The 22,954-nt window shown below is 60.5% G+C and carries 17 protein-coding genes; 13 read left to right on the forward strand and 4 right to left on the reverse strand.

What is annotated here, in order from left to right:
* Positions 1-138: 138 nt before the first annotated feature.
* The gene (locus CFBP1590_RS15750; protein WP_088235472.1) at positions 139-621 is read left to right on the forward strand and encodes a GFA family protein; all 483 of its coding nucleotides are present in this window, start codon (positions 139-141) and stop codon (positions 619-621) included.
* Between the two features lie 122 nt (positions 622-743).
* Here CFBP1590_RS15750 and CFBP1590_RS15755 read toward each other — a convergent pair whose 3' ends face one another.
* Positions 744-1,883, reverse strand: coding sequence for a glycerate kinase (locus CFBP1590_RS15755; RefSeq protein WP_088235473.1), 1,140 nt, complete (start codon positions 1,881-1,883; stop codon positions 744-746).
* Positions 1,884-1,993: 110 nt separating this feature from the next.
* Positions 1,994-3,085 (reverse strand): sugar diacid recognition domain-containing protein, encoded by a 1,092-nt coding sequence (locus tag CFBP1590_RS15760; protein ID WP_088235474.1) that lies wholly within the window; start codon positions 3,083-3,085, stop codon positions 1,994-1,996.
* 663 nt (positions 3,086-3,748) lie between these two features.
* Between CFBP1590_RS15760 and CFBP1590_RS15765 the strand changes: the two genes are divergently transcribed.
* Entirely contained in the window at positions 3,749-4,909 is a 1,161-nt protein-coding gene (locus CFBP1590_RS15765; RefSeq protein ID WP_088235475.1) for an alpha/beta hydrolase, read from the forward strand.
* Here CFBP1590_RS15765 and CFBP1590_RS15770 read toward each other — a convergent pair.
* Positions 4,906-5,619, reverse strand: a complete 714-nt coding sequence (locus tag CFBP1590_RS15770) for a FadR/GntR family transcriptional regulator (protein WP_029242855.1) — start codon at positions 5,617-5,619, stop codon at positions 4,906-4,908. The genes CFBP1590_RS15765 and CFBP1590_RS15770 overlap by 4 nt on opposite strands.
* Before the next feature lie 480 nt (positions 5,620-6,099).
* Between CFBP1590_RS15770 and CFBP1590_RS15775 the strand changes: the two genes are divergently transcribed.
* The 4 genes from CFBP1590_RS15775 (at position 6,100) to CFBP1590_RS15790 (ending at position 10,595) form a co-directional block, all read left to right on the forward strand.
* Positions 6,100-7,425, forward strand: a complete 1,326-nt coding sequence (locus CFBP1590_RS15775) for an MFS transporter (protein ID WP_004885210.1) — start codon at positions 6,100-6,102, stop codon at positions 7,423-7,425.
* Positions 7,426-7,462: 37 nt separating this feature from the next.
* Positions 7,463-8,815: a glucarate dehydratase gene (gudD, locus tag CFBP1590_RS15780; protein ID WP_043305846.1), complete on the forward strand. Its 1,353-nt coding sequence runs from the start codon at positions 7,463-7,465 to the stop codon at positions 8,813-8,815.
* A 133-nt stretch (positions 8,816-8,948) separates the two neighbouring features.
* Complete coding sequence (locus CFBP1590_RS15785; protein WP_088235476.1) at positions 8,949-9,602, forward strand: DUF1345 domain-containing protein; 654 nt, start codon at positions 8,949-8,951, stop codon at positions 9,600-9,602.
* 36 nt (positions 9,603-9,638) lie between these two features.
* A complete protein-coding gene (locus CFBP1590_RS15790) occupies positions 9,639-10,595 on the forward strand; it encodes a D-2-hydroxyacid dehydrogenase family protein (protein WP_088235477.1) in 957 nt (318 codons plus the stop codon).
* Between the two features lie 15 nt (positions 10,596-10,610).
* Here CFBP1590_RS15790 and CFBP1590_RS15795 read toward each other — a convergent pair whose 3' ends face one another.
* The gene (locus CFBP1590_RS15795; protein WP_088235478.1) at positions 10,611-12,734 is read right to left on the reverse strand and encodes a TonB-dependent siderophore receptor; all 2,124 of its coding nucleotides are present in this window, start codon (positions 12,732-12,734) and stop codon (positions 10,611-10,613) included.
* A 278-nt stretch (positions 12,735-13,012) separates the two neighbouring features.
* Here CFBP1590_RS15795 and CFBP1590_RS15800 point away from each other — a divergent pair, with 278 nt between their 5' ends.
* The 7 genes from CFBP1590_RS15800 to CFBP1590_RS15830 all read left to right on the forward strand — a co-directional run bounded on the left by CFBP1590_RS15800 (position 13,013) and on the right by CFBP1590_RS15830 (position 22,858).
* Positions 13,013-13,948, forward strand: a complete 936-nt coding sequence (locus tag CFBP1590_RS15800; RefSeq protein WP_088235479.1) for a formate/nitrite transporter family protein — start codon at positions 13,013-13,015, stop codon at positions 13,946-13,948.
* Between the two features lie 86 nt (positions 13,949-14,034).
* On the forward strand, positions 14,035-14,718 hold the full coding sequence (locus CFBP1590_RS15805; RefSeq protein WP_029242861.1) for a response regulator transcription factor: 684 nt from the start codon (positions 14,035-14,037) through the stop codon (positions 14,716-14,718).
* The gene (locus tag CFBP1590_RS15810; protein ID WP_088235480.1) at positions 14,696-16,093 is read left to right on the forward strand and encodes a sensor histidine kinase; all 1,398 of its coding nucleotides are present in this window, start codon (positions 14,696-14,698) and stop codon (positions 16,091-16,093) included. The genes CFBP1590_RS15805 and CFBP1590_RS15810 overlap by 23 nt, the downstream gene beginning before the upstream one ends.
* A gap of 409 nt (positions 16,094-16,502) precedes the next feature.
* Entirely contained in the window at positions 16,503-17,432 is a 930-nt protein-coding gene (locus CFBP1590_RS15815) for an alpha/beta fold hydrolase (protein WP_029242862.1), read from the forward strand.
* A 76-nt stretch (positions 17,433-17,508) separates the two neighbouring features.
* Positions 17,509-18,717: an efflux RND transporter periplasmic adaptor subunit gene (locus tag CFBP1590_RS15820; RefSeq protein ID WP_088235481.1), complete on the forward strand. Its 1,209-nt coding sequence runs from the start codon at positions 17,509-17,511 to the stop codon at positions 18,715-18,717.
* Positions 18,714-19,814, forward strand: coding sequence for an efflux RND transporter periplasmic adaptor subunit (locus tag CFBP1590_RS15825; RefSeq protein WP_088235482.1), 1,101 nt, complete (start codon positions 18,714-18,716; stop codon positions 19,812-19,814). Before CFBP1590_RS15820 ends, CFBP1590_RS15825 begins: the two co-directional genes overlap by 4 nt.
* Positions 19,811-22,858, forward strand: a complete 3,048-nt coding sequence (locus CFBP1590_RS15830; protein WP_088235483.1) for an efflux RND transporter permease subunit — start codon at positions 19,811-19,813, stop codon at positions 22,856-22,858. Before CFBP1590_RS15825 ends, CFBP1590_RS15830 begins: the two co-directional genes overlap by 4 nt.
* The last annotated feature ends 96 nt before the right edge of the window (positions 22,859-22,954 follow it).

Here is a 22,954-nt window from a genome sequence, read left to right on the forward strand (position 1 = left end):
TGTCGGACACTTCTTTAGGCCATCGGCCATCATTTCATTTTCCAGAAACCGCCCGACGAATGAACCCGCTCAACCCGGCGGTATGTATGTCTACTGTCATATACGGGACATCGGCTTATACAAACGCGGAGGTTTGCCATGCATCTTGAAGGTTCCTGCCATTGCGGCGCCGTTGAGTTCAGTCTGGACAGCGCCCACCCCTACCCTTATCAACGCTGCTACTGCTCGATCTGTCGCAAGACTCAGGGCGCGGGTGGCTACGCCATCAACCTGAGCGGCAACGCTGCGAGCATGAAGGTCAAAGGCAAGGAAAATATCTCGATCTATCACGCCAAAATCCGCAAGGACCATCACGTGGAAACCAGCAGTGCCGAGCGGCATTTCTGCAAGGTCTGCGGCAGCGGCCTGTGGCTGTTCAGCCCGGATTGGCCGGACTTGATTCATCCGTTTGCGTCAGCCATCGATACACCATTGCCGATGCCGCCTGAGCGCACTCACATGATGCTGGACTCAAAGGCTTCATGGGTGGAGGTCAACGTGCACGAAGGCGATCTTCAGTTCGATCGTTATCCTGAGGAGTCGATTGCGGACTGGCATGAAAGGCTGGAGCTGGAGCGTTGAGGTCTGACAATTCACTGAAATGCCTCCATACCACTGAAACAGCGCGGTCTTGAAGACACTGAACCGTGGGAGGCTCCACCACGTCTTCGATGTAGTGGCTGCCTCCCACAACCAACCGAGCTTCATCCTGAGGCCGCCAGCTGCCACACGCGTGCCACATCCCGTGCCCGTTCCTGCAGCAGGCGAGGCGCTTCGCGACAGGCCTGTTCAAGGTCCATCGGCCCGCTGGTCAACGCGAATGCGGCGCTGATGCCGTGCTGATAAAGCTGCTCATAACCTTCGCCCAGTGTCCCGGCCAGCACGATGACCGGTACACGCTGGCGTTGGGCGACGCGTGCAACACCCAGGGGCGTCTTGCCGCGCAAGGTCTGGGCATCGAAGCGCCCCTCACCCGTGATCACCAGATCGGCACCGACCAGCGCCTGCTCAAGGCCCGTCAGGTCTGCGACCACCTCGATCCCGGCGCGAAACGAAGCATTCAGATAAGCCTTGGCCGCGAAACCCATGCCACCCGCAGCGCCGCTGCCGGGGCTGTCACGCAGGTCGCGCCCCAACGTAAGGGCGGAGTGGTCGGCGAAATGCGCCAGAGCGGCGTCAAGTGCCAGCACCTGATCGGGCGAGGCGCCCTTTTGCGGACCGAAGATATGCGATGCGCCAGTCGGGCCACAGAGCGGGTTATCGACGTCGGCTGCAATTTCGACACGTATATTTGCCAGCCTCGGGTCCAGACCACTCAGGTCGATCCGCGCCAGCTCGGTCAGGGCGCGTCCACCACGCGGTAACGGCTGATCATTTCGGTCCAGAAACCGCGCGCCCAGTGCCGAGAGCATGCCGCTGCCGCCATCGTTGGTCGCGCTGCCACCGATGGCCAGAATGACCCGTTGCGCACCAGCATCCAGCGCTGCCGAGATCAATTGACCAGTCCCTTCGGTGCTGGTCAGGCAGGCGTCGCGCTGCTTGAGGGTAAGCAATTGCAGACCGCTGGCCATGGCCATTTCGATGATCGCGGTGCGGCTCTGCGCCAGCCAGCCCCATTGAGCCGAGACGCTGTCACCCAGCGGGCCGCTGACCTGTGCGCTCATCCATTGACCCTCGCAGGCGTCCAGCACAGCTTCGACAGTGCCTTCACCACCGTCGGCCATGGGGCACTTGACCAGCTCGGCATCGGGCCAGACTTCGGCCAGGCCGCTGGCAATTGCGTCGGCAACGGCCTGAGCACTGAGGCTGTCTTTGAAGGAATCGGGGGCGATGACTATTTTCATTGTTGTTCTCCATGTCCGTCACCGGATGTTCTCATCCCCTGCCCGCCTTGCCGCCTGCCCGGCGCACAACGATTCTGCGTGCTGATCAGGCATTTGAACAAAATCTGCCTTCAGGTCTGTCGCGGGGTCATCTGTGCCCCCAGATAAAGACGCAACAGGTCAACGGTCTTGTAAGGGTCGCAGCCGGTCAGCTCAGCAATCTTCTCCAGCCGGTAGCGCAGACTGTTGCGATGGATACCCAGCGCATCGGCGCAGGCCTGGCTTTCGCCGCTGTGGTCGAACCAACTGCACAGGGTTTCGAGCAACTGACCCTGATGGTGCAAACGGGCAATCGGCTCGGCTACTTCGGACGCCAGCCAGTCATGGCGGTGACGCCAGAACAGCACGGGCAGACGGTGATCGGCCAGACGCACCAGCTGCTGTTTCGGGTGGGCCTGTGCGACGTAATCCAGCAGGTCCCGTGCGGCCGCGCAGGCATGACGCAACTCGGGCAAGTCCGACGAAGGTTCCACCGTGGCCATGCGTATCACGGGCCAGTGGTGCTCTTCAAACTGCTTGAGCAGCGCATTGTCGTCGCGATCCTTGACCGCCGCGCGGCACCAGTAGAGCAAGGTCGGTTCACGCAGCACGAACCAGCTGTCGGCATAGCGCGAGCCCAGCCATCCGGCAATCTGGCTGGCTGCGGAGGCCTGCACGCCCAGCTGAATCAGCACCGCCTGACGCGGCAATTGCGGCTGCAGGCCCAGTTGGCGGGCTTCGTCGACCAGACTTTCAGGGCAGTCGGGCAGCAACAGCCGCGCCAGCAGGTCTTCGCTGCGCTGCAGGCGCCATTGGCGATCGGCCTGTTGGCGGCGCTGTTCCATGAGCATTTCAGCGGTCATCTTCACCAGTTCGCCGTAGACGCGGACCTCGTCTGGCTCGCCGGTGATACCGAGCACACCGACCAGTTTGTGATCGAGCATCAGCGGTAGATTGACGCCCGGTTTCACGCCGCCCAGATGCAGCGCAGCCCGGGAATCGATTTCGAAGACCTGGCTGTTGGCGAGCACCCGTTGAGCACCTTCGTGTCGAGTGCACAGACGCTCGGGGTCACCGCTGCCAATGATGATGCCCAGATAGTCCATGACATTGACGTTATAGGGCAGAATCGCCATGGCGCGGTCGACGATGTCCTGAGCCAGGTCACGATCAAGCGCAAACATGAAGAACTCCCGGTACCACGAGGGGCTTGGAGTGAGTAGGCATGCGGATACATTTTGTTGAAGTTATAGAGCCAGCGAGTGTGCCTGAAACCACTGTTGAGCGCGATGCGCGTGGCGCAGAGCCCACGCAGCCTGCCTCAACCCTGATCGTGCCCATCGCTCCGCGTGGGCATGCCTCCCGTGACGCTCCGCGTCACAAATGGCACAGATTGCGGATTCAGTGAGCCGAGCGCCCGGCTCAGGTCACCTTTGCGCCCTTACGGCGCGCTACTTTGAGGGACCAAAGTAGCCAAAGTCCTTTGCTCCGGTTCCGGCCCCGGCTTCGCCGGGGTTCCTTCGTCCTGACACTGATTCGGGGGTCGCTGCAAATGGGCCATCCATGGCCCAGTGCAGCTCAATCGGCATCCATGCCGATTGCCCCCCGAATCAGCGCCAGGACTCAGCCTTCACCAGCGTCGCGTTCTGCGGTGTTCATGCGATCGAGCTAAAAAGCGCATCAGCGCCGCTGCCTCACTGGATAGCCAGATGACTTGTCTATAACGAGGAGCACAGAGCGATGGGCACGATCATATCTCCGGGACTTTGTGTATAAAGATGGGCGCAGACCGTGCGCCACCCTCTGCATGACCCAATCAACCCCGCCAGACCCAGGGCTTCCAGAACTTGATCAGATCCCGACTCGCCAGCCTGCTGTCCCTGCTCACGCTTTCAGCCTGCACCTCGATGGCCGAGAGTGAAGACCCTACCCGACGCTTCGAGGATTACCGTCAGCAGACCCGGGAACTGATCCGCTCCCAGCGTACTTTCCAGACGTCCGACCACGAAGCCGAACTGAACTGGAATGCGCCGCAACAGTGGACGCCGAGCGGTGAGATCAAAGGCGGCGTGTTGATGGTGCATGGCCTTGGCGATTCACCCTGGTCATTCCACGACGTCGGTCAGCGGCTGGCCGATCAGGGGTTTGTGGTCCGCACCGTGCTGCTGCCCGGTCACGGCACCAAACCCGAAGACATGCTCGACGTGACGCTCGAGCAATGGCAGCAGGTGGTCCGCGAGCAGGCAAACCTGCTCGGCAAGGAAGTGCCCAAGGTGTATCTGGGCGGTTTTTCCACCGGTGCCAATCTGGTGCTGGACTACGCCTACGACCACGACGAAATTGCCGGACTGCTGCTGTTCTCCCCCGCCTTTCGCTCCGACAGCGGTTATGCCTGGCTGACACCCTGGATCGGCTGGGCAAGACCATGGCTGCTCGCGCCCTCCAAGGAAAGTCTGCGGCCGATGCAGACGCCGCTGCGTTACATGAATGTGCCCACCAACGGGTTCGCCCAGTTCTATCGCAGCAGTGCTCTGGCTCAGAATCGCCTGCTCAAACGTAAATATGACAAGCCGGTGTTCATTGCCATCGCCCAGCACGACTCGGTGCTGGACACTGCCTACATACTGGACACCTTCAACGAACGCTTCAGCCACCCGGACAGCCGCCTGATCTGGTACGGCGACCTGCCCGCCAAGGCTGCGCGTACCTCACGGGTCGAGGTGCGCACCGACTACCTGCCGGACTACCGCATCAGCCGCTTTTCGCACATGGGCCTGCTGTTCTCCCCGAATAACCCCCTTTACGGCGTCAATGGCACGCAGCGAATCTGCTGGAACGGCCAGACCGACGAGGACACGGCGAAATGCATGGCGGGCGAGCCGGTCTGGTACTCGGACTGGGGTTACCGCGAGCCGGGCAAGATCCACTCGCGGCTGACCTTCAATCCCTATTTTGACTGGCAAATGCAACTGATGCTGGGCGTACTCAAGGATGCGGACGAGGGCTAATCCTGCGGCACCAGCCTCTCACGGCTGTTGCTCAGGTGGGTCCACATGGCTGCACGCGCCGCGTCCGGGTCCTTGCGACGAATGGCGCTGAGCAGCGCTTCGTGTTCCAGGTTGGCCAGATAGCCCTGATGCGCCAGGTTATTGCCCGCTCGCTCGCTTGAGGCAATGCGGCTGCGCGGAATGATCGCGCTGCCCAGGTGCTGCATGATTTCCATGAAATACGGATTGCCGGTCGCTTCGGCGATCAGCATGTGAAAACGCTTGTCCGCCTCGACGCAACTGTCATCGTTGGCCAGCAGGTCCTGATAGTCGTCCAGCGCCTGACGCATGGCCGCCAGTTGTTCTTCCGTGCGACGCACCGCCGCCAGCGCCACAGCCTGGGTTTCAAGGCCGATGCGCAGCTCGATGATGTCGCGCACCCGCGACACGGTTTCGACCTTCAGGCGCAACCCCGTCTGGTCGCCGCGCTCCAGCACAAAGGTGCCGATGCCATGATGGGTCACCACCAGCCCCGAGGCCTGCAACTTGGAAATCGCCTCGCGCACTACCGTACGACTGACTCCGTGTTCACGGACGATCTGGTTTTCCGATGGCAGCTTCTCACCCGGCGCAATCTTGCCCAGCAGGATGCGCTGACTCAGTTCGGTGACCAGATCAGTGGCCAGACTGTGCTGGCGGCGTTTGGGGGCGGTGCTGGCGGGCTCTTGCATCAAGGTTGTCCTGACGTTGTCTGGCGCTTGTCTGATTGTGCGGCGTCTGGTGAACCCGTAACGCAGCGGCAAGGCTGACGAAGGCGCATGGGGCCTGAGTTTCAGGGTCACCAGAACTTGTCTGACTTGTATTACAAGTTGGCCGAGCTTGTCAAAACCTCTCCTGCCCTTCTGTCCGTCTTTTTATGACGTGATACTCCAGGAAAAATGATGTTCGGTAACGGCCAACGATACTCACCCTGAGCGCAAAACCCTTGAAATGCTTGGCCTCTAATCACTGAAAGCTGAATCAGCTCCACGATAAACAACTGAAACCTCTCGTCGCTGGCCGCAAAAATTAATCGTGATCCGACCGTCGTGGGGGCTTGCGCAAGCGCATCCAACTTGTATGATGACCGACAATGCGAGGGACACACCTCGCACATACCCGCATAAAAACAACGAGTGGGAGATTCAATTGTGAGCACATCCAATTCCGGGATGGCCGCCGGCGCAGATTCGGTCCTGACTTCAGCCGTATCGAAAGTCAAACGTCATGTCCTGCCGCTTTTCGTCATCATGTTTATCGTCAACTACATCGACCGGGTGAATATCGGCTTCGTGCGCTCGCACATGGAGCACGATCTGGGCATCGGTGCTGCGGCCTACGGCCTGGGTGCCGGTCTGTTCTTCATCGGTTATGCATTGTTCGAGGTCCCTTCCAACATCCTGCTGCAGAAAGTCGGCGCACGCATCTGGCTGACGCGGATCATGCTCACCTGGGGCCTGGTCGCGGCCTGCATGGCGTTCATCCAGAACGAAACCCACTTCTATATCCTGCGCTTTCTGCTGGGCGTGGCCGAAGCGGGTTTCTTTCCGGGCGTGATCTACTACTTCACCCGCTGGCTGCCAGGCGTTGAGCGTGGCAAGGCAATCGCCATCTTCCTCAGCGGCTCGGCCATCGCTTCGCTGATTTCCGGCCCGTTGTCCGGCCTGCTGCTGCAGATCACCGGGTTCGGCCTGAAAGGCTGGCAGTGGATGTACTTCATTGAAGGCATGTTCTCGGTGGGCCTGTGCTTCTTCGTCTGGTTCTGGCTGGACTCCAAACCGCACGATGCCAAGTGGCTGACCCGTGAGGAACAGGACGCACTGGTCAACGCCATCGACGCCGAACAGGCCGCCCGCGAAGCCGCAACGCCAGTCAAGGCGTCCATCGGCAAGCTGCTCAAGGACGGTCAGATCATCCTGTTCTGCCTGATCTACTTCTTCATTCAGTTGACCATCTATGCGGCGACCTTCTGGCTGCCGAGCATCATCAGAAAAATGGGCAGCCTGACCGATTTCGAAGTCGGCATGTTCAACTCGATCCCATGGCTGCTGTCGATCATCGGCATGTACGCCTTCGCCACCCTGTCGGCCAAATGGAAGCGCCAGCAGGCGTGGGTCGCTGCAGCGCTGCTGATTGCTGCTGCGGGCATGTTCATGTCAACCACAGGCAGCCCGATCTTTGCGTTCGTTGCCATCTGCTTTGCGGCACTGGGCTTCAAGTCGGCCTCGTCACTGTTCTGGCCAATCCCCCAGGCTTATCTGGACGCCCGAATCGCCGCTGCGGTGATCGCGTTGATCAACTCGGTGGGCAACCTCGGCGGTTTCGTGGCACCGACCACCTTCGGCCTGCTGGAAGAGCACACCGGTTCGATTCAGGGCGGCCTTTATGGCCTGACCGCCACGTCGCTGATTGCCGCGGTCATTGTCTTCGCCGCCCGCAATACGCCAAAGCCAGGCGCGACGCCGGTCGCCGCTGTGCAGACGCCTGCGACTCACTGACGCTCATTCCAACAACAATTTCGCAAAGGATTTCACCATGAACGCTCAGCACTCCAACATCACTGCCAAGGCCCCTGTCATCACCGAGATGCAGGTCGTGCCGGTAGCGGGCCATGACGACATGCTGCTCAACCTCAGCGGCGCGCACGGCCCCTACTTCACTCGCAACATTGTGATTCTCAAGGACAACGCGGGAAACACCGGCGTCGGCGAAGTGCCGGGCGGCGACCTGATCCGCCAGACCCTGGAAGACGCACGCTCGCTGGTGGTCGGCAGCAGCATCGGTACGTACCAGAAGATCCTCAACGACGTGCGCAAGGCTTTTGCCGAACGCGACTCGGGCGGCCGTGGTCAGCAGACCTTCGACCTGCGTATCACCATCCACGCCGTCACCGCGCTGGAAGCCGCCCTGCTCGACCTGCTCGGCCAGCACCTGGACGTGCCCGTTGCCGCCTTGCTGGGTGAAGGCCAGCAGCGCGATCAGGTGGAGATGCTGGGTTATCTGTTCTATGTGGGCGATCAGCACAAGACCGACCTGGCCTATCGCAGCGAACCGGACGCCGACAACGACTGGTTCCGCCTGCGCCACGAAGTCGCTTTGACCCCTGAAGCGGTAGTACGCCTGGCTGAAGCCGCGCACCAGCGTTATGGTTTTCAGGACTTCAAACTCAAGGGCGGCGTACTGCGTGGCGACGAGGAAATCGAAGCGGTCACAGCGCTGGCAGAACGCTTCCCAGACGCTCGCATTACTCTGGACCCGAACGGCGCCTGGTCGCTCAAGGAAGCCATCCGTCTGTGCCGCGACCAGCATCATGTGCTGGCCTACGCCGAAGACCCATGCGGAGCGGAAAACGGATTCTCCGGCCGCGAAGTAATGGCCGAGTTCCGCCGCGCCACAGGCCTGAAGACGGCCACCAACATGATCGCCACTGACTGGCGCGAGATGGGTCACGCGATTCAGTTGCAGTCGGTGGACATCCCGCTGGCCGATCCGCATTTCTGGACCATGCAGGGTTCGGTGCGGGTTGCGCAGATGTGCAACGAGTGGGGTCTGACCTGGGGCTCGCATTCCAACAACCACTTCGACATCTCGCTGGCGATGTTTACCCATGTGGCCGCCGCTGCGCCGGGCAATATCACCGCCATCGACACTCACTGGATCTGGCAGGACGGCCAGCGCCTGACCAAGGCCCCGCTGCAAATCGTCGGAGGCAAGGTCGAGGTGCCGAAAAAACCGGGACTGGGTGTCGAGCTGGACATGGATCAACTGGCCAAGGCACACGAATTGTACAAAGGCATGGGCCTCGGCGCGCGCAACGACGCCGTGGCCATGCAGTTCCTGATCAAGGACTGGACGTTCAACAACAAGCAGCCCTGCCTGGTGCGTTGAACCCTTTTCACCTGCTTTGACAACACTCGCCACAGCGTTGGCACACGGCGCGCAACCCCCTTGCGCGCCGTTTTTTCTCGATTCGCACAGCCGCGTGATACTGTCTGGAAACAATCAGTAACGACTAGCCCGCATGCGCCATCTCGTTCATACCCGTCCCCGCCTGACCATCGCTGCGCTCGTAGGACTGACGTCCGGCGTCGCCTCCGCCTGGGTGCTTCCCGACACCACAGTGACTCAGAATCTGCTCATTGGATGGGATCTGGGCGTCTGGCTCTACCTGATCCTTATATTCATCCGTACTCTGCACAGCGACGCAAGCGATGTGCAGCGCATCGCCATGATGGAAGACGAGAATGCCGGCGCGATCCTGATGACCGTGTCCATCGCTGCGCTGGCCAGCCTGGCCGCGATCATCGTTGAAATCGCAGGCACCAAAGGCCTTTCGCCGCATGCCCAACTGCTCCATCACGCATTCACCGGCATCACCGTCATTGGTTCATGGCTGATGATCGGCGTCGTGTTCAGCCTGCATTACGCCCGCCTGTTCTATACCTGGAAAGGCAAGGAGCCGGCACTGTCTTTCGCCGGTGGCGAGAAAAACCCGGATTACTGGGACTTTCTGTATTTCTCGTTCACCTTGAGCGTTGCGGTCCAGACCTCCGATGTCGGCGTGGCGACGCGCCAGATGCGCCGGATCGTGCTGGCCCAGTCGCTGATCTGTTTTGTGTTCAACACGGCTATTCTGGGGTTCTCGATCAATATCGCAGCCAGCCTGTTCGATTAGCCGCTTCCCCAAACCTGCCCAGGGAGACCACTGCTCATGACCCGATTGACCATTGCTGTGCTTGATGACTGGCAGAACGTGGCCAGCGATGTGGTGGACTGGTCGCCGCTGCACTCCATCGGCGAGGTCAGCTTCCTGCATGACTTCCCTGCCGACACCGCCACCATGGTCCAGCGCCTCCAGCACTTCGACGTGATCTGCGTGATGCGCGAACGAACCCTGTTCGACGACGCCCTGCTAACCCAGCTCCCGCGGCTGAAACTGTTGACCACCGGCGGCATGCGCAATGCGGCTATCGACGTCGCAGCGGCCAAACGGCTGAATATTACGGTGTGCGGCACCGACAGCTACAAGCAGGCAGCGCCGGAGCTGACCTGGGCGCTGATCATGGGCATCACTCGCAATCTGGTGACCGAAGCCAATGCATTGCGCGCCGGTCACTGGCAAGTCGGGTTGGGCAGCGATCTGTACGGCAAGACACTCGGCATTCTGGGGTTGGGCAGTATCGGCAAGTGGATTGCCCGCTATGGTCAGGCGTTCGGCATGGAGGTCATCGCCTGGAGCCAGAATCTGACACCGGAGGCCGCCGTTGAATGTGGCGTCACTTATGTGAGCAAGCAGGCGCTGTTCGAGCAGGCCGATGTGCTGTCGGTGCATCTGGTGCTCAGCGATCGCAGCCGAGGGCTCGTGGATGCTGAAGCGCTGGGCTGGATGAAGCCCGGCGCGTTCATCGTCAATACCTCGCGCGGACCGATCATCGACGAAGCGGCGCTGATCGAAACCCTGCAACAACGCAGAATCGCCGGAGCCGCTCTGGACGTGTTCGATACCGAGCCGCTCCCGGAAAGCCACCCGTTCCGCACGCTGGGCAATGTGCTGGCGACCCCGCATATCGGCTACGTCACCGAGAACAATTACCAGACCTTCTATGGCCTGATGATCGAGAACATTCAGGCCTGGCACGCGGGGACGCCGATCAGGGTGTTCGCCTGATCGCGGCCATTGACGCTACAGGGTGTAGGCGATTCCGACCTGCACCGTGCGCGGGGCGCCCGGATAGGCATACACGTTGCCGAACGCGCCTTCTTCATACTCCTTGTCGAAGACGTTCTTCACATCCAGATTGAGCTTCACGTGCTCGTTGACCTTATAGAAGGCCAGCAGATCGAACACGGTGTAGCTGTCCATCGAGAACGCGGTGTTCGCAGTCTGCCCGGCACGCTGATCGACATAGCGACCGCCCGCCCCCAGGCCCAGGCCACGCATCGCGCCGTCCTGGAATTCGTAGACGTTCAATAGGCTGAATGTCTGCTCGGGGATGTTCAGCAGACGGGTACCGGAGCGCAGGATGTTGTCCTTGGTGACCTCGGCATCGACATAGGCATAGCTGCCCATCACACGCCACTCCGGGGTCAGATTGCCAACCACGTTCAAATCCAGACCGCGACTGCGCACTTCGCCCGCCGCCACGCTGAAGGTGGAGTCGACCGGGTCGGTGGTCAGCACGTTCTGTTTCTCGATCTGATACAGCGCAGCGTCGACGCTCAACTGACGGTCCAGCGCTTCCCACTTGACGCCCACTTCATAGGACTTGCCCTCCTCAGCCTTGAAGCCGCCACCCAGACGGCTCGCGCCGGTGTTGGGCTTGAACGAACGAGCCGTGTTGGCGTAGACCGCCACGGTGTCGGTCAGGTCGTAGGTCAGGCCGAGACGCGGGGTCACTGCGTTGTCGCTGTTGGTGAACGGCACGCCGACGCCGAAGGTATCGTAGTCATGCTCGAAACGCTCGAAACGCACACCGGCCAGCAGTTTCATGCGCTCGGTCAGCGCTACCTGATCCTGCACAAAGGCGGCGTAGGTCTTGAGGTTTTCCTTGTCGTTGGTGGTAGTTCGCGTCAGCGCCGGACGGGCCTGTCCGTAAACCGGATCGAAAATGTCGATGGTGTAGGCGTTCACCGCACCACTGGAGCGTCGGATGATCGACTTGTAGTCGTAGTCTTCGTACTCGACGCCTGCCAGCAATGTGTGGTCAAACGCGCCGGTGGCGAAATGTCCGGTGACGTTCAGTTGCACGTCGCGATCAGTCCATTCCAGTTTGCGGTAATTGAAGTTGCGGCCCAGCGTGCGCCCGTCGGCTGCCAGGCCGTTGGCTTCAATGGCGTCACCCTTGAGCGAGCCGTCGAGCATCTGGATGCCGCCGCCCAGTTTCCAGTCGGCGTTCAGGTCGTGGTCGAAACGGATCTGCGCCATGTTGTTGTCGTTGTGCAGTTTGCCCACGTCTTTTTCACCGAAGAACGTGTCCCGGGAAGCGGTGCGGGTCTGCGCGGGATAACGCGTCAGGCCACGGTCCAGCGGCGCGTTGTTGCGCATGAAGTCGCCTTCGAAGGTAATGCGCGTAGCGTCATCGACCTGCCAGCTCAAAACAGGTGTCACACCGTAGCGTTCGGTTTCGACGTGATCGCGAAAGGTATCGCCGCCCTCGCCCACCACGTTCAGGCGATAGGCAAATCGCCCGTCGTCATCCAGAGGACCGGATGCGTCCAGCGTGCCGCGCTTCATCCCTTGATCATTGAGCTGGCTGCCCAGCGTGACCGAACGCTCGGCCAACGGCTGTTTGGACACCACGTTGAACGTGCCGCCCGGATCTCCACGCCCGTAAAGCGTGGCGGCAGGACCGCGCAGCACTTCCAGACGCTCGATGGTGTTGGCGTCCGGCATGTTCGGGTAGCCGCGATTGATCGGGAAGCCGTTGCGATAGAACTCACCCGTGGTGAAGCCGCGTACGGTGAACGTGGTGAGACCCTGACCGCCGAAGTTGTTGGCACGCCCCACGCCGCCTGCGTAATCCAAAGCATCTTGCAGGCGCGTGGCACCGATGTCTTCGACGGCCTCGCGGGTCACGACACTGATCGACTGCGGCGTTTCGTGCAAAGACGTATCGGTACGGGTGGCACTGGCAGAACGGGTCGCGCGATAGCCCTGGACAGGGCCCTGGGCAGTCTCGATATCCGTGGCGCTCTGGATGTCGATGTTCTGCAGTTCGATCGAGGAATTATTGGCAGTCACCTGATCGGCCCAGGCTGATTGGGAGATTGCTTGAATGACACAAAGAGACAGAAAGGTACGACGCATCGAGGTGCAGCCCTTGGCAATAAACCAGGCCTCATGGGACCCGGCGGGATTTTTTCGCGAATAGTACAGATTCTTATTAGCGCTTGATACAAGTTACCAAAAAAGACATTCCGTCCATTTAAGTGCATAAGCGCACGGGCTCTGTGAGAACTGGCTCATACATTTGCCGATACCGCACGCAGGCGGCGAACGACGGCGTGCGACGCCTGTCTCAAGCATCGGACCGGCGCAGCCTGCGTCCTCATCTCCAGCGCATCAGCAACGCATCAGGAAACGGTATGGACCACGAAGTAGACGGCAAGACCCCCGGCCTGTCAGCCGAAGAAGAGCGCGAGATCGATGAGAACCAGCCGCCCCGCGCGGCGGTACTGCATGAAACCATCCGCATGCAGGGCGACCATGAGCTGGAACGCAGCGTCGCCGCCCTGTGGTGGTCAGCCCTTGCGGCCGGCCTGACCATGGGCCTGTCGCTGATGGCGATGGGGTTGCTCATGTCACGCCTTGAAGGCATATCCGGCAGCCACGTGATTACCAGCCTGGGTTATTCGGCGGGCTTCCTGGCGGTCATCCTGGCTCGCCAGCAACTGTTCACCGAAAACACCATCACTGCGGTATTGCCGATCATGAGCAAACCGAACCTGGCCAATATCTGGCGGCTGTTGCGCCTGTGGGGCGTGGTGCTGGGTGGCAACCTGATGGGCACTCTGCTGGTGGCCTACGTCATGCTCAACCTGCCGATCTTCGATGCCAAGACCGACCACGCGTTTCTGGAAATCGGCCGCAAGGTCATGGAAAACGATGTCAGCCAGATGTTCTCCAAGGGAATCGTGTCCGGCTGGATGATTGCGACCATGGTCTGGATGATCGCCTCGATGGAAAATGCCAAGATCGCGATCATCGTGCTGATCACCTACCTGATGGCACTCGGCGACTTCACGCACATCGTCGTGGGCTCGGCCGAAGTGTCATACCTGGTGTTCGCAGGCGAGATGGGCTGGAAGGATTTCTGGTTCACCTTTGCGGGTCCCACGCTGGCGGGCAACATCATTGGCGGCAGTTTTATTTTCGCCCTGATCAGCCACGCGCAGATCCGCAGCGAGAAAGATACCAGCGCCAAACTTGAACGGGACAAGAAACGTCGGTCGGAAGAAAAACGCCTGGCCGACGCACAGAAGCTCAAGGACGGCGATGCCGGAATGCCGAAAGACATATGATCCCCGTCATTAAACTTTCTTTCAGGAACTTCGCCGCCATTTAGGGGCAAACTAGGTCTTTGAACGTACTTATTCAGGCAGGGACCATGACCCGAATTCTGGCAATCGAAGATGATGCCATCACCGCAAAGGAAATCGTCGCAGAGCTCAGCAGCCACGGACTTGAAGTGGACTGGGTGGACAACGGCCGTGACGGTCTGGCGCGTGCAGTGAGTGGCGATTACGACTTGATAACCTTGGACCGCATGCTGCCGGAGATCGATGGCCTGACCATCGTCACCCAGCTACGCGCCCAGGGCATCGCCACGCCGATCCTCATGATCAGCGCGCTGTCCGACGTGGACGAGCGCGTTCGTGGCCTGCGGGCCGGAGGCGATGATTACCTGCCCAAGCCGTTTGCATCCGATGAAATGGCGGCACGCGTCGAAGTGCTGCTGCGTCGCAGCAATCCGGTCAGCGCCGCGAAAACCGTTCTGCAGGTGGCCGACCTTGAGCTCAACCTGATTACCCGTGAAGCCTGTCGGGGTGGCGAGCCGCTTGTGCTGTTGCCGACCGAATTCAAGCTGCTCGAGTTTCTGATGCGCAACAGCGGACAGATCATCACCCGCATGATGATTTTCCAGGAAGTCTGGGGTTACCACTTCGACCCCGGCACCAACCTGATCGATGTACACATCGGTCGCCTTCGCAAAAAGATCGACCAGCCTGGCATCGCACCGCTGATACAAACCGTGCGAGGTTCAGGTTATGTCATTGCCGAACCCGTCTAACGGTTGGCGCTCCTCTTCCAGCAGACTGCTGGCGCTCTACAGCACACTGTTCGTGGCCTGGAGCGCCATCCTGCTGGGGGTTCTGTACTGGGAGGTCAACGGTTACCTGGACAGTCTGGCACGTCGTTCGCTGACCCATCGCCAGCAGTTGTTCACGCGCTTCGAGGGGCAGGCGCTGATCGACGCGCTGGCCACCAGCATGACCTTCGACACTCGTTCCGTAGACGCCTACGGCCTGTTTGATGACCAGTTCCGGCACATCGCCGGGCCGATCACGCACATCCCCAAAGTGCTGCCCATAGACGGTCAGATCCATGAACTGAGCAGTTGCATCGACTCCGAAGACCCGGGACTGCCCAAGGACAGCTGCGACGCGATTGTGTCGCACACCGTCGACGGGCGCTGGCTGGTACTGGTGCGCGAGAACGGTACATTGTTCGCGGTCAGCACGCTGATTCTGCACGCCCTGCTCTGGGGCATCTCGTTGACAATCATTCCCGGAGTCGCCGGTTGGCACTTGCTGCGGCAACGGCCTCTTCGGCGTATCCGCGCCATCCAGCTCAGCGCAGAGTCGATCATCGCCGGAGACATGGCCGGACGCCTGCCCGTTTCCAGCAGACGCGACGAACTGGACATGCTGGCGGTCATCGTCAACGCGATGCTCGACCGCATCGAAAAGCTCATGAACGAGGTCAAGGGTGTCTGCGACAACATCGCCCATGACCTGCGCACGCCACTGACCCGTCTGCGTGCCCAGTTGTATCGCATCCAGCAACAGGCCAAGTACGACTCGCCCTGCGCGTTGCAGATTGCGCAGGTGATCGGTGAAGCGGATACGCTGATGGCGCGTTTCCGAGGCCTGCTGCGCATCTCGGAACTGGAAGACCGGCAGAGGCGCTCTGCCTTTGTCGAACTTGAACTGCGTCCGCTGTTGCAGGAACTCCACGACTTTTACCTGCCGTTGGCCGAAGAAGACGAGATCACCCTGCTCCTGAAGATGGAAGACACGTTGCCGACGCTCGTCGGAGATCGCGCCTTGCTGTTCGAAGCCCTGGCCAATCTGCTGAGCAATGCCATCAAGTTCACGCCAGCGGGCGGAACAGTCATGGTCAGCGCCTACGCGGACAAGGAAGGCAAGAGCCCTTGCGTCGATATACAGGATTCAGGCCCTGGAATTCCGGTGACCGAACGGGCCGCCGTGTTTCAACGCTTTTACCGCAGTGAAGCGGGCAATCAGCACAGCGGTTTCGGTCTGGGCCTGTCAGTGGTAGCGGCCATCGTCAACCTGCACGGTTTTACGCTGCAGATCGGCACCAGCCCATATGGCGGCGCTAGCCTGAAACTGACCTGTCGCACGGCACGTCCCCTGGTCTAGAAAAACGGCACGAACATCCATTCGTGCCTGCTTTTTGACGAGGTTAACGCCTCTGGCACAGGCCTTTCAGGCGTTTCGATAATAATCTGACGCGACTTGCCAAGCGCTAAAGTGTAACATTATGTTTCAGAACCAGGCCGCACTGGACCGTTTCAGCCCGTACAAGTTCCCTTCAATAGTTCCGCTTTTCCGCCTTGATCTGTCTCTTTTCCCCGAATAACCCTGTTTCGCTATCAAGTATTCCCATAGCTGCCCGATAGAAGAACGTGAACCAATCGGCATTTTTGTGGCGTCAGCATCTTGTCGGTATACCAACACTGCGTTATCTATGGTCACCGCAAGACGGACTAAAGATGCACCCAAAACAAGAACTCATCGGATTTCGCCCTGAACCGGGCGGGGCTTTGGCATGGTCGCCGAGGCAGAGAATGCTGGAATAAAATTTCGTAGGATCGACATCGGCTGGGAGGCTGTTATGGGCGCACAATCAACTATTTTAAGCGTGGGCGATTACAAGGTTTACACCGAAACTTACTGGAAAGGCAGCCATGTAAAGACCATCATGCTGGTCAACGGCGCATTGTCGACCACGGGCTCTTTCGGGCAGACCGTCAAGTACCTTCAACCGCACTACAACATTGTCCTGTTTGATCTTCCGTTTTCCGGCCAGTCGCGGGCACACAATGCCGACGACATGATCGTGACCAAGGAAGACGAAGTCGGCATCCTGCTTCAGCTCATTGACCGCTTTCAGGTCAACTACCTGCTTTCCGTGTCCTGGGGCGGTGTTTCGGCCCTCTTGGCGCTGTCGGAGTGCCCGGCCTCGGTCGAAAAAGCCATTATCAGTTCGTTCTCGCCGGTGCTGAATGAGCCCATGCTCGATTACATCGACAAGGCTCAGGTGTACCTCGCCGCTCGTGAAAAACGCAAGATTGGCTCCCTGCTCAACGACACGGTCGGCAAGTACTTGCCGCGCCTGTTCAAGTTGTACAACTACAAGCATCTGATCAGTCTCGCCGAGCACGAGTATGGCCAGATCGACTTTCACATCAGCCAGATTCGCCAACTAAGCGCCAGTAACTACGTCGAGCGTTTTTCCTCGATCAAGATCCCGGTATTGTTCGTCAATGGCGAGAAAGATGAATACACCACCGTTGACGATGCGCGCACTTTCGCCGACTACATCCCTCGCAGCACGTTCGACGTAGTTCCCGATACCGGGCACTTTCTCGACCTGGAAAGTAAAGCCGCCTGGCACCACTCGCAGCGCAACGTGCTTGCCTTTCTGGGTACAGAAGCCTGCAACGAGGCATGGCCCAGCGCGACTGCGATGGCCTGAGATCGCCCGCGCCACGCCCCGTGGCGCAGTGGTTCATGGATGAACGTTTCTTTTTCCGGGCAGTGGCGACTCATTGATGATGTTTTTCTGTGCAAAGGATGTGCGTCGGCTCGGCCATGCGTGTGAAAAACGCCGACCGGCACACATTCCCCCTTTTCAGCGCTGGCTGACCCTGAGCTGCACCTTCGCACTGACACTTTCACTGGGTGCCTGCTCTGCCGGCAAAGCCCCGGAAAAAGTGCCGGTCCGCGTTACGGTCCAGACGGTTCAGTCGCAGGAGATCGCCACCCATGTGGTGCTCAGTGGCGATATCCAGGCACGCAAGATCACTGACCAGTCCTTTCGAGTGTCGGGCAAGCTGGTGAAACGGTTCGTGGACGTAGGTGACAGAGTCCACGTCAATCAGGTGCTGGCCAGACTGGACCCGCGCGAGCAGCGCACGGGCCTCGAATCGGCCAGTGCCGACGTGGCAGTGAGAGAATCCCGCCTGCGTCTTGCCGAGCAGAATTATCAACGCCAGCAGCGTTTGCTACCCAAGGGCTACACCAATCTCAGCGAATACCAGCAGGCGCGTTCCAGTCTGGAAAGCGCCCGTGGTGATCTGGCTTCGTTCAAGGCGCAGCTGGCCACCGCCCGCGAGCAGGTCGGCTACACCGAACTGGTTGCCGTCGCCAACGGCGTGATCACTGCCAGGCAGGCCGAGGAAGGTCAGGTGGTGCAGGCCGCCGCGCCGGTGTTCAGCCTGGCGCACGATGGCGAACGCGAAGCGGTGTTCGCCGCCTATGAGTCGCTGCTCGGTACCGACCGGATCGGCGACCGGGTCACCATAAGCCCGGTAGGCCAGCCCGGTCTTGAACTGATCGGCAGGATTCGCGAAATCACCCCTATCGTTTCCGCCGCCAGCGGCACGTTGCGCGTGCGGGTCGCCCTGCCAGAGACTTCCGACGCGCCGGGCCTCGGGTCAGTGGTGAGCGCCCGCCTCGACAATCGCGCGCAACGCGCCTTCGTCCTGCCTTGGTCGGCGCTGACACGCACACAGGGGCAACCCGCAGTCTGGCGGGTGGATGACAAGTCCCACGTCTCACTGCAACGAGTCAGGGTATTGCGTTATGAGCAGGGTCAGGTACTCGTCGCAGAAGGGCTGTCCGAAGGCGACCAGGTTGTCTCTCAGGGTCTGCAGTTTCTCTATACCGGGCAGAAGATCGAAGTGGCCAGACAGATTCGCGAACAGGATGGCCTTGCAATCGTTACCTCAGAGATCACCGCCTCGGAACGACGGCGATGAGCGTCAACTGCCGCCAGCCTCGAATCCTGACCTGCAGCTGGCTGGCCTGCGCAGTGCTGATCGCCCTGCCCGGCTGCCGCGACAAGCCGGTTCGCGAAACAGTCGAGCGGCCGGTGCTGTTCACTGAGATTGTCGAGCCGCACAACGCCTTGCATGGCCGCTTCGCGGGCAGCATTCAACCGCAGTACGAAGTGCCGCTGGGGTTTCGCGTCGCCGGACGTATCGCTACTCGTCAGGCAGAAGTCGGCAAGGCCGTGCGCAAGGGCGATCTGCTGGCCACGCTGGAGCCCAGCGAGCAGCAGAATCAGTTGCATGCTCGACAGGCAGAGCTCAGCAAGGCCCAGTCTTCATGGCAGCAAGTTCGTGACGAACAGTTGCGCTACCAGCAGCTGTTCGAGCGCGGCGTCGGCTCACGGGCGCGGCTTGATCAATTGAGCAGCGACCTGCGCAATCAGGAGGCGCTGCAGCAACGGGCCGGGATTGCCTTGCAGCAAGCCCGCGATCACCTGTCCTACACACGCCTGCTGGCTGAATTCGACGGTCTGGTGACCGAATGGCGTGCCGAGGTGGGTCAGGTGATGGCCGCCGGAGAGCCGGTGGTCAGCCTGGCGCGTCCGGAAAGCCGCGAAGCGGTGGTCGATCTGCCGGTCGGTCTGGTCGCCTCACTGGCCGACTCTGTACAGATCCGGGTGTTGTCATCCTTGAACGAGCAGATTTCGGTCAGGGCCAGGATTCGTCAAATGTCCCCGCAAATCGATCCCACCACACGCACTCAGCGGGTGCGGCTGGCCCTGAACGACACGCCGGATCTGTTTCGGCTCGGCTCGACCATCAGTGTCGAGATCAGCGGCGCGGCGCCAGCGTCCCATCAACTGCCTGGCAGTGCTGTCGTGCAACGCGGCGGCAAGGCGCAGGTGTGGGTGATCGATCCGCTGACATCGACCCTGAGTCCGCGGGAGATTCAGGTATTGGCGCGCAATGGCTCAACGGTTCAGGTCGACGGCGAGTTGCACGTCGGCGACAAGGTCGTCACGGCGGGCGTCAACACGATGCAGCCCGGACAGAAAATTCGCGTGCAACGAGAGGTCGGTTTGTGAGGGAGCGCTTCAATCTGTCGGCCTGGGGCCTCAAACATCGCACGCTGGTCTGGTACATGATGTTCGTTTCGCTGCTGATGGGCAGTTGGTCGTTCCTGAATCTGGGCCGCGAGGAAGACCCGTCTTTCGCAATCAAGACCATGGTGATTCAGGCTCGCTGGCCTGGCGCGACCCTGAACGACACGCTGCAGCAGGTGACGGATCGCCTGGAGAAGAAGCTCGAGGAAATCGACGCGCTAGATTACGTGAAAAGCTACACGCTGGCCGGTGAGTCCACCCTGTTTGTGTTTCTCAAGAGCGAAACCCGCAGCGCCGACATTCCCGAGGCCTGGTATCAGGTGCGCAAGAAGATCAGCGACGTTCGAGGCGAACTGCCCGCCGGTATTCAGGGTCCGGCGTTCAATGACGAGTTCGGTGATGTGTTCGGCAGCATCTATGCCTTCACGACCGATGGCCTGTCGTTTCGCCAGTTGCGCGATTACGTCGAGCAGGTACGGGCAGATATCCGCAGCGTGCCCAATCTGGGCAAGATCGAACTGCTGGGAGCGCAGCGCGAAGTCATCTACCTGAATTTTTCCATTCGCAAGCTGGCTGCTCTGGGGATCGACCAGCGTCAGGTGCTGCAAAGCCTGCAGGCCCAGAACTCGGTCACGCCGGCAGGCGTTATGGAAGCGGGTCCTGAGCGCATTGCCGTCCGGGCCAGCGGCCAGTTCACCAGCGAGGAAGATCTTCTGGCGGTCAATCTGCGCTTCGGCGACCGCTTCTTCCGCCTCAGCGATCTGGCCACGGTCGAGCGGCGCTACGCCGACCCGCCCTCTTCCCTGTTCCGCTTCAACGGTCAGCCTGCCATCGGTCTGGCGGTGGCCATGAAACAGGGCGGAAACATTCAGGCGTTCGGCACGCAGTTGCAGCAGCGCATCGAGGAACTGACCACCGAATTGCCGCTGGGCATTGATGTGCACTTGGTGTCGAGCCAGGCCGACGTGGTCGAAAAAGCCATCGGCGGCTTCACCCGCGCTCTGTTCGAAGCGATCCTGATCGTACTGGTGGTCAGTTTCATCAGCCTGGGCGTCCGCGCCGGGCTGGTAGTCGCCTGCTCGATCCCGCTGGTGCTGGCGCTGGTCTTCGTCTTCATGGAATACAGCGGTATCACTATGCAGCGCATTTCCCTCGGTGCCCTGATCATTGCCCTGGGACTGCTGGTGGATGACGCGATGATCACGGTGGAGATGATGGTGACCCGCCTGGAGCACGGCGACAGCCGGGAACAGGCCGCCACCTTCGCCTATACCTCGACCGCCTTTCCCATGCTGACCGGTACGCTGGTCACGGTTGCGGGTTTTGTACCGATCGGTCTAAACCATAGCTCGGCGGGCGAATACGTGTTCACCATGTTCGCCGTGATCGCGGTGGCGCTGCTGCTGTCGTGGCTGGTGGCGGTGCTGTTCGCGCCACTGATCGGCGTACACCTGCTCAAGGTCTCTGCCGTGCATGCGGCTCCGGGACGCTGGATGCGGGGGTTCAGCCGGGCGCTGGTCAGGGCGCTGGAACACCGCTGGTGGGTGATCGGCATCACCACGCTGATCTTCATCGGCTCGCTGTTCGCCGGCAAGCTGCTGCAGAACCAGTTCTTCCCGGACTCGGACCGCCCGGAAATTCTGGTCGACTTCTACATGCCGCAGAATGGCTCGATCGAAGGCACTCGCCAGACCATGGACCGCTTCGAGTCCACCCTCAAAGACGACCCGGACGTGCTGCGCTGGAGCTCCTACGTCGGCAAGGGCGCCGTGCGTTTTTATTTGCCGCTGGACCAGCAACTGAGCAACCCGTTCTACGGCCAGATGGTCATCGTCAGCCACGGTGGCGAAGCCCGCGACCGGCTGATCGAGCGTCTGCGCCAGCGCTTTCGTGATGACTATGTGGGCGTCGGCGGTTACGTACAGCCGCTGAACATGGGGCCGCCCGTGGGCTGGCCGATTCAATACCGGGTCAGCGGACCGGACATCGAACAGGTCCGCAGCCAGGCCATGGCGCTGGCCGCGCTGCTCGACACCAACCCCAACATCGGCCAGGTGATCTACGACTGGAACGAACCGGGCAAGGTCCTGAAAATCGACATTGCGCAAGATAAGGTGCGCCAGTTCGGCCTGTCCTCCGAGGACGTCGCGCAGATTCTAAACAGCCTGGTCAGCGGCACGACCATCACCCAGCTGCGCGACAACACTTACCTGATCGATCTGGTAGGACGCGCTGAAAGTGATGAGCGCAGCTCGATCCAGACCCTCGCCAGCCTGCAGATCCCGACCCCGAACGGCTCGACCGTACCGCTGCTGTCATTCGCCACCCTCAGCTACGAACAGGAGCAACCGCTGGTATGGCGCCGCGACCGCCTGCCCACCATCACCCTGAAAGCCAGCGTGCTCGGCAAGCTGCAACCGGCGGCATTGGTCAAACAGCTCAAACCAGACGTCGATGTGTTCAGCGCAAGTCTGCCCGTACGCTATTCGGTGGCCACCGGCGGTGCAGTCGAGGCCAGCGCCCGTTCACAGGGACCGATTCTCAAGGTCGTGCCGCTGATGCTGCTGATGGTCGTGAGCTTTCTGATGGTCCAGTTGCACAGCGTGAAAAAGCTGATGCTGGTGGTCAGTGTGGTGCCGCTGGGGCTGATCGGCGTTGTCGCTGCGCTGCTGATTTCCGGTTATCCGCTGGGCTTTGTGGCGATTCTAGGCGTGCTCGCGCTGATCGGCATCATCATCCGCAACTCGGTGATTCTGGTGACCCAGATCGACGATTTCATGGCCGCTGGCGAAAGCCCCTGGGCATCCGTCATCAAGGCCACCGAACACCGTTGCCGACCGATCCTGCTCACCGCAGCCGCCGCCAGCCTGGGCATGATCCCCATTGCCCGCGAAGTGTTCTGGGGACCGATGGCCATCGCCATGATCGGCGGCATTGCAGTTGCGACCTTGCTGACGCTGTTCTTTCTGCCTGCGCTTTATCTGGTTTGTTATGGGATCAGGCCTACGGGACATGATCTTAAATAAAGCTTTGGATGGCAGGCGGCGCGAGAGCAGCCTCCAATCATCACTCACAGAAATATCTTGTATCACCTCGGCGTACCTACTTAATTGCGGTCAAAA

The sequence above is a fragment of the Pseudomonas viridiflava genome (assembly GCF_900184295.1).
Classification (GTDB): domain Bacteria; phylum Pseudomonadota; class Gammaproteobacteria; order Pseudomonadales; family Pseudomonadaceae; genus Aquipseudomonas; species Aquipseudomonas viridiflava.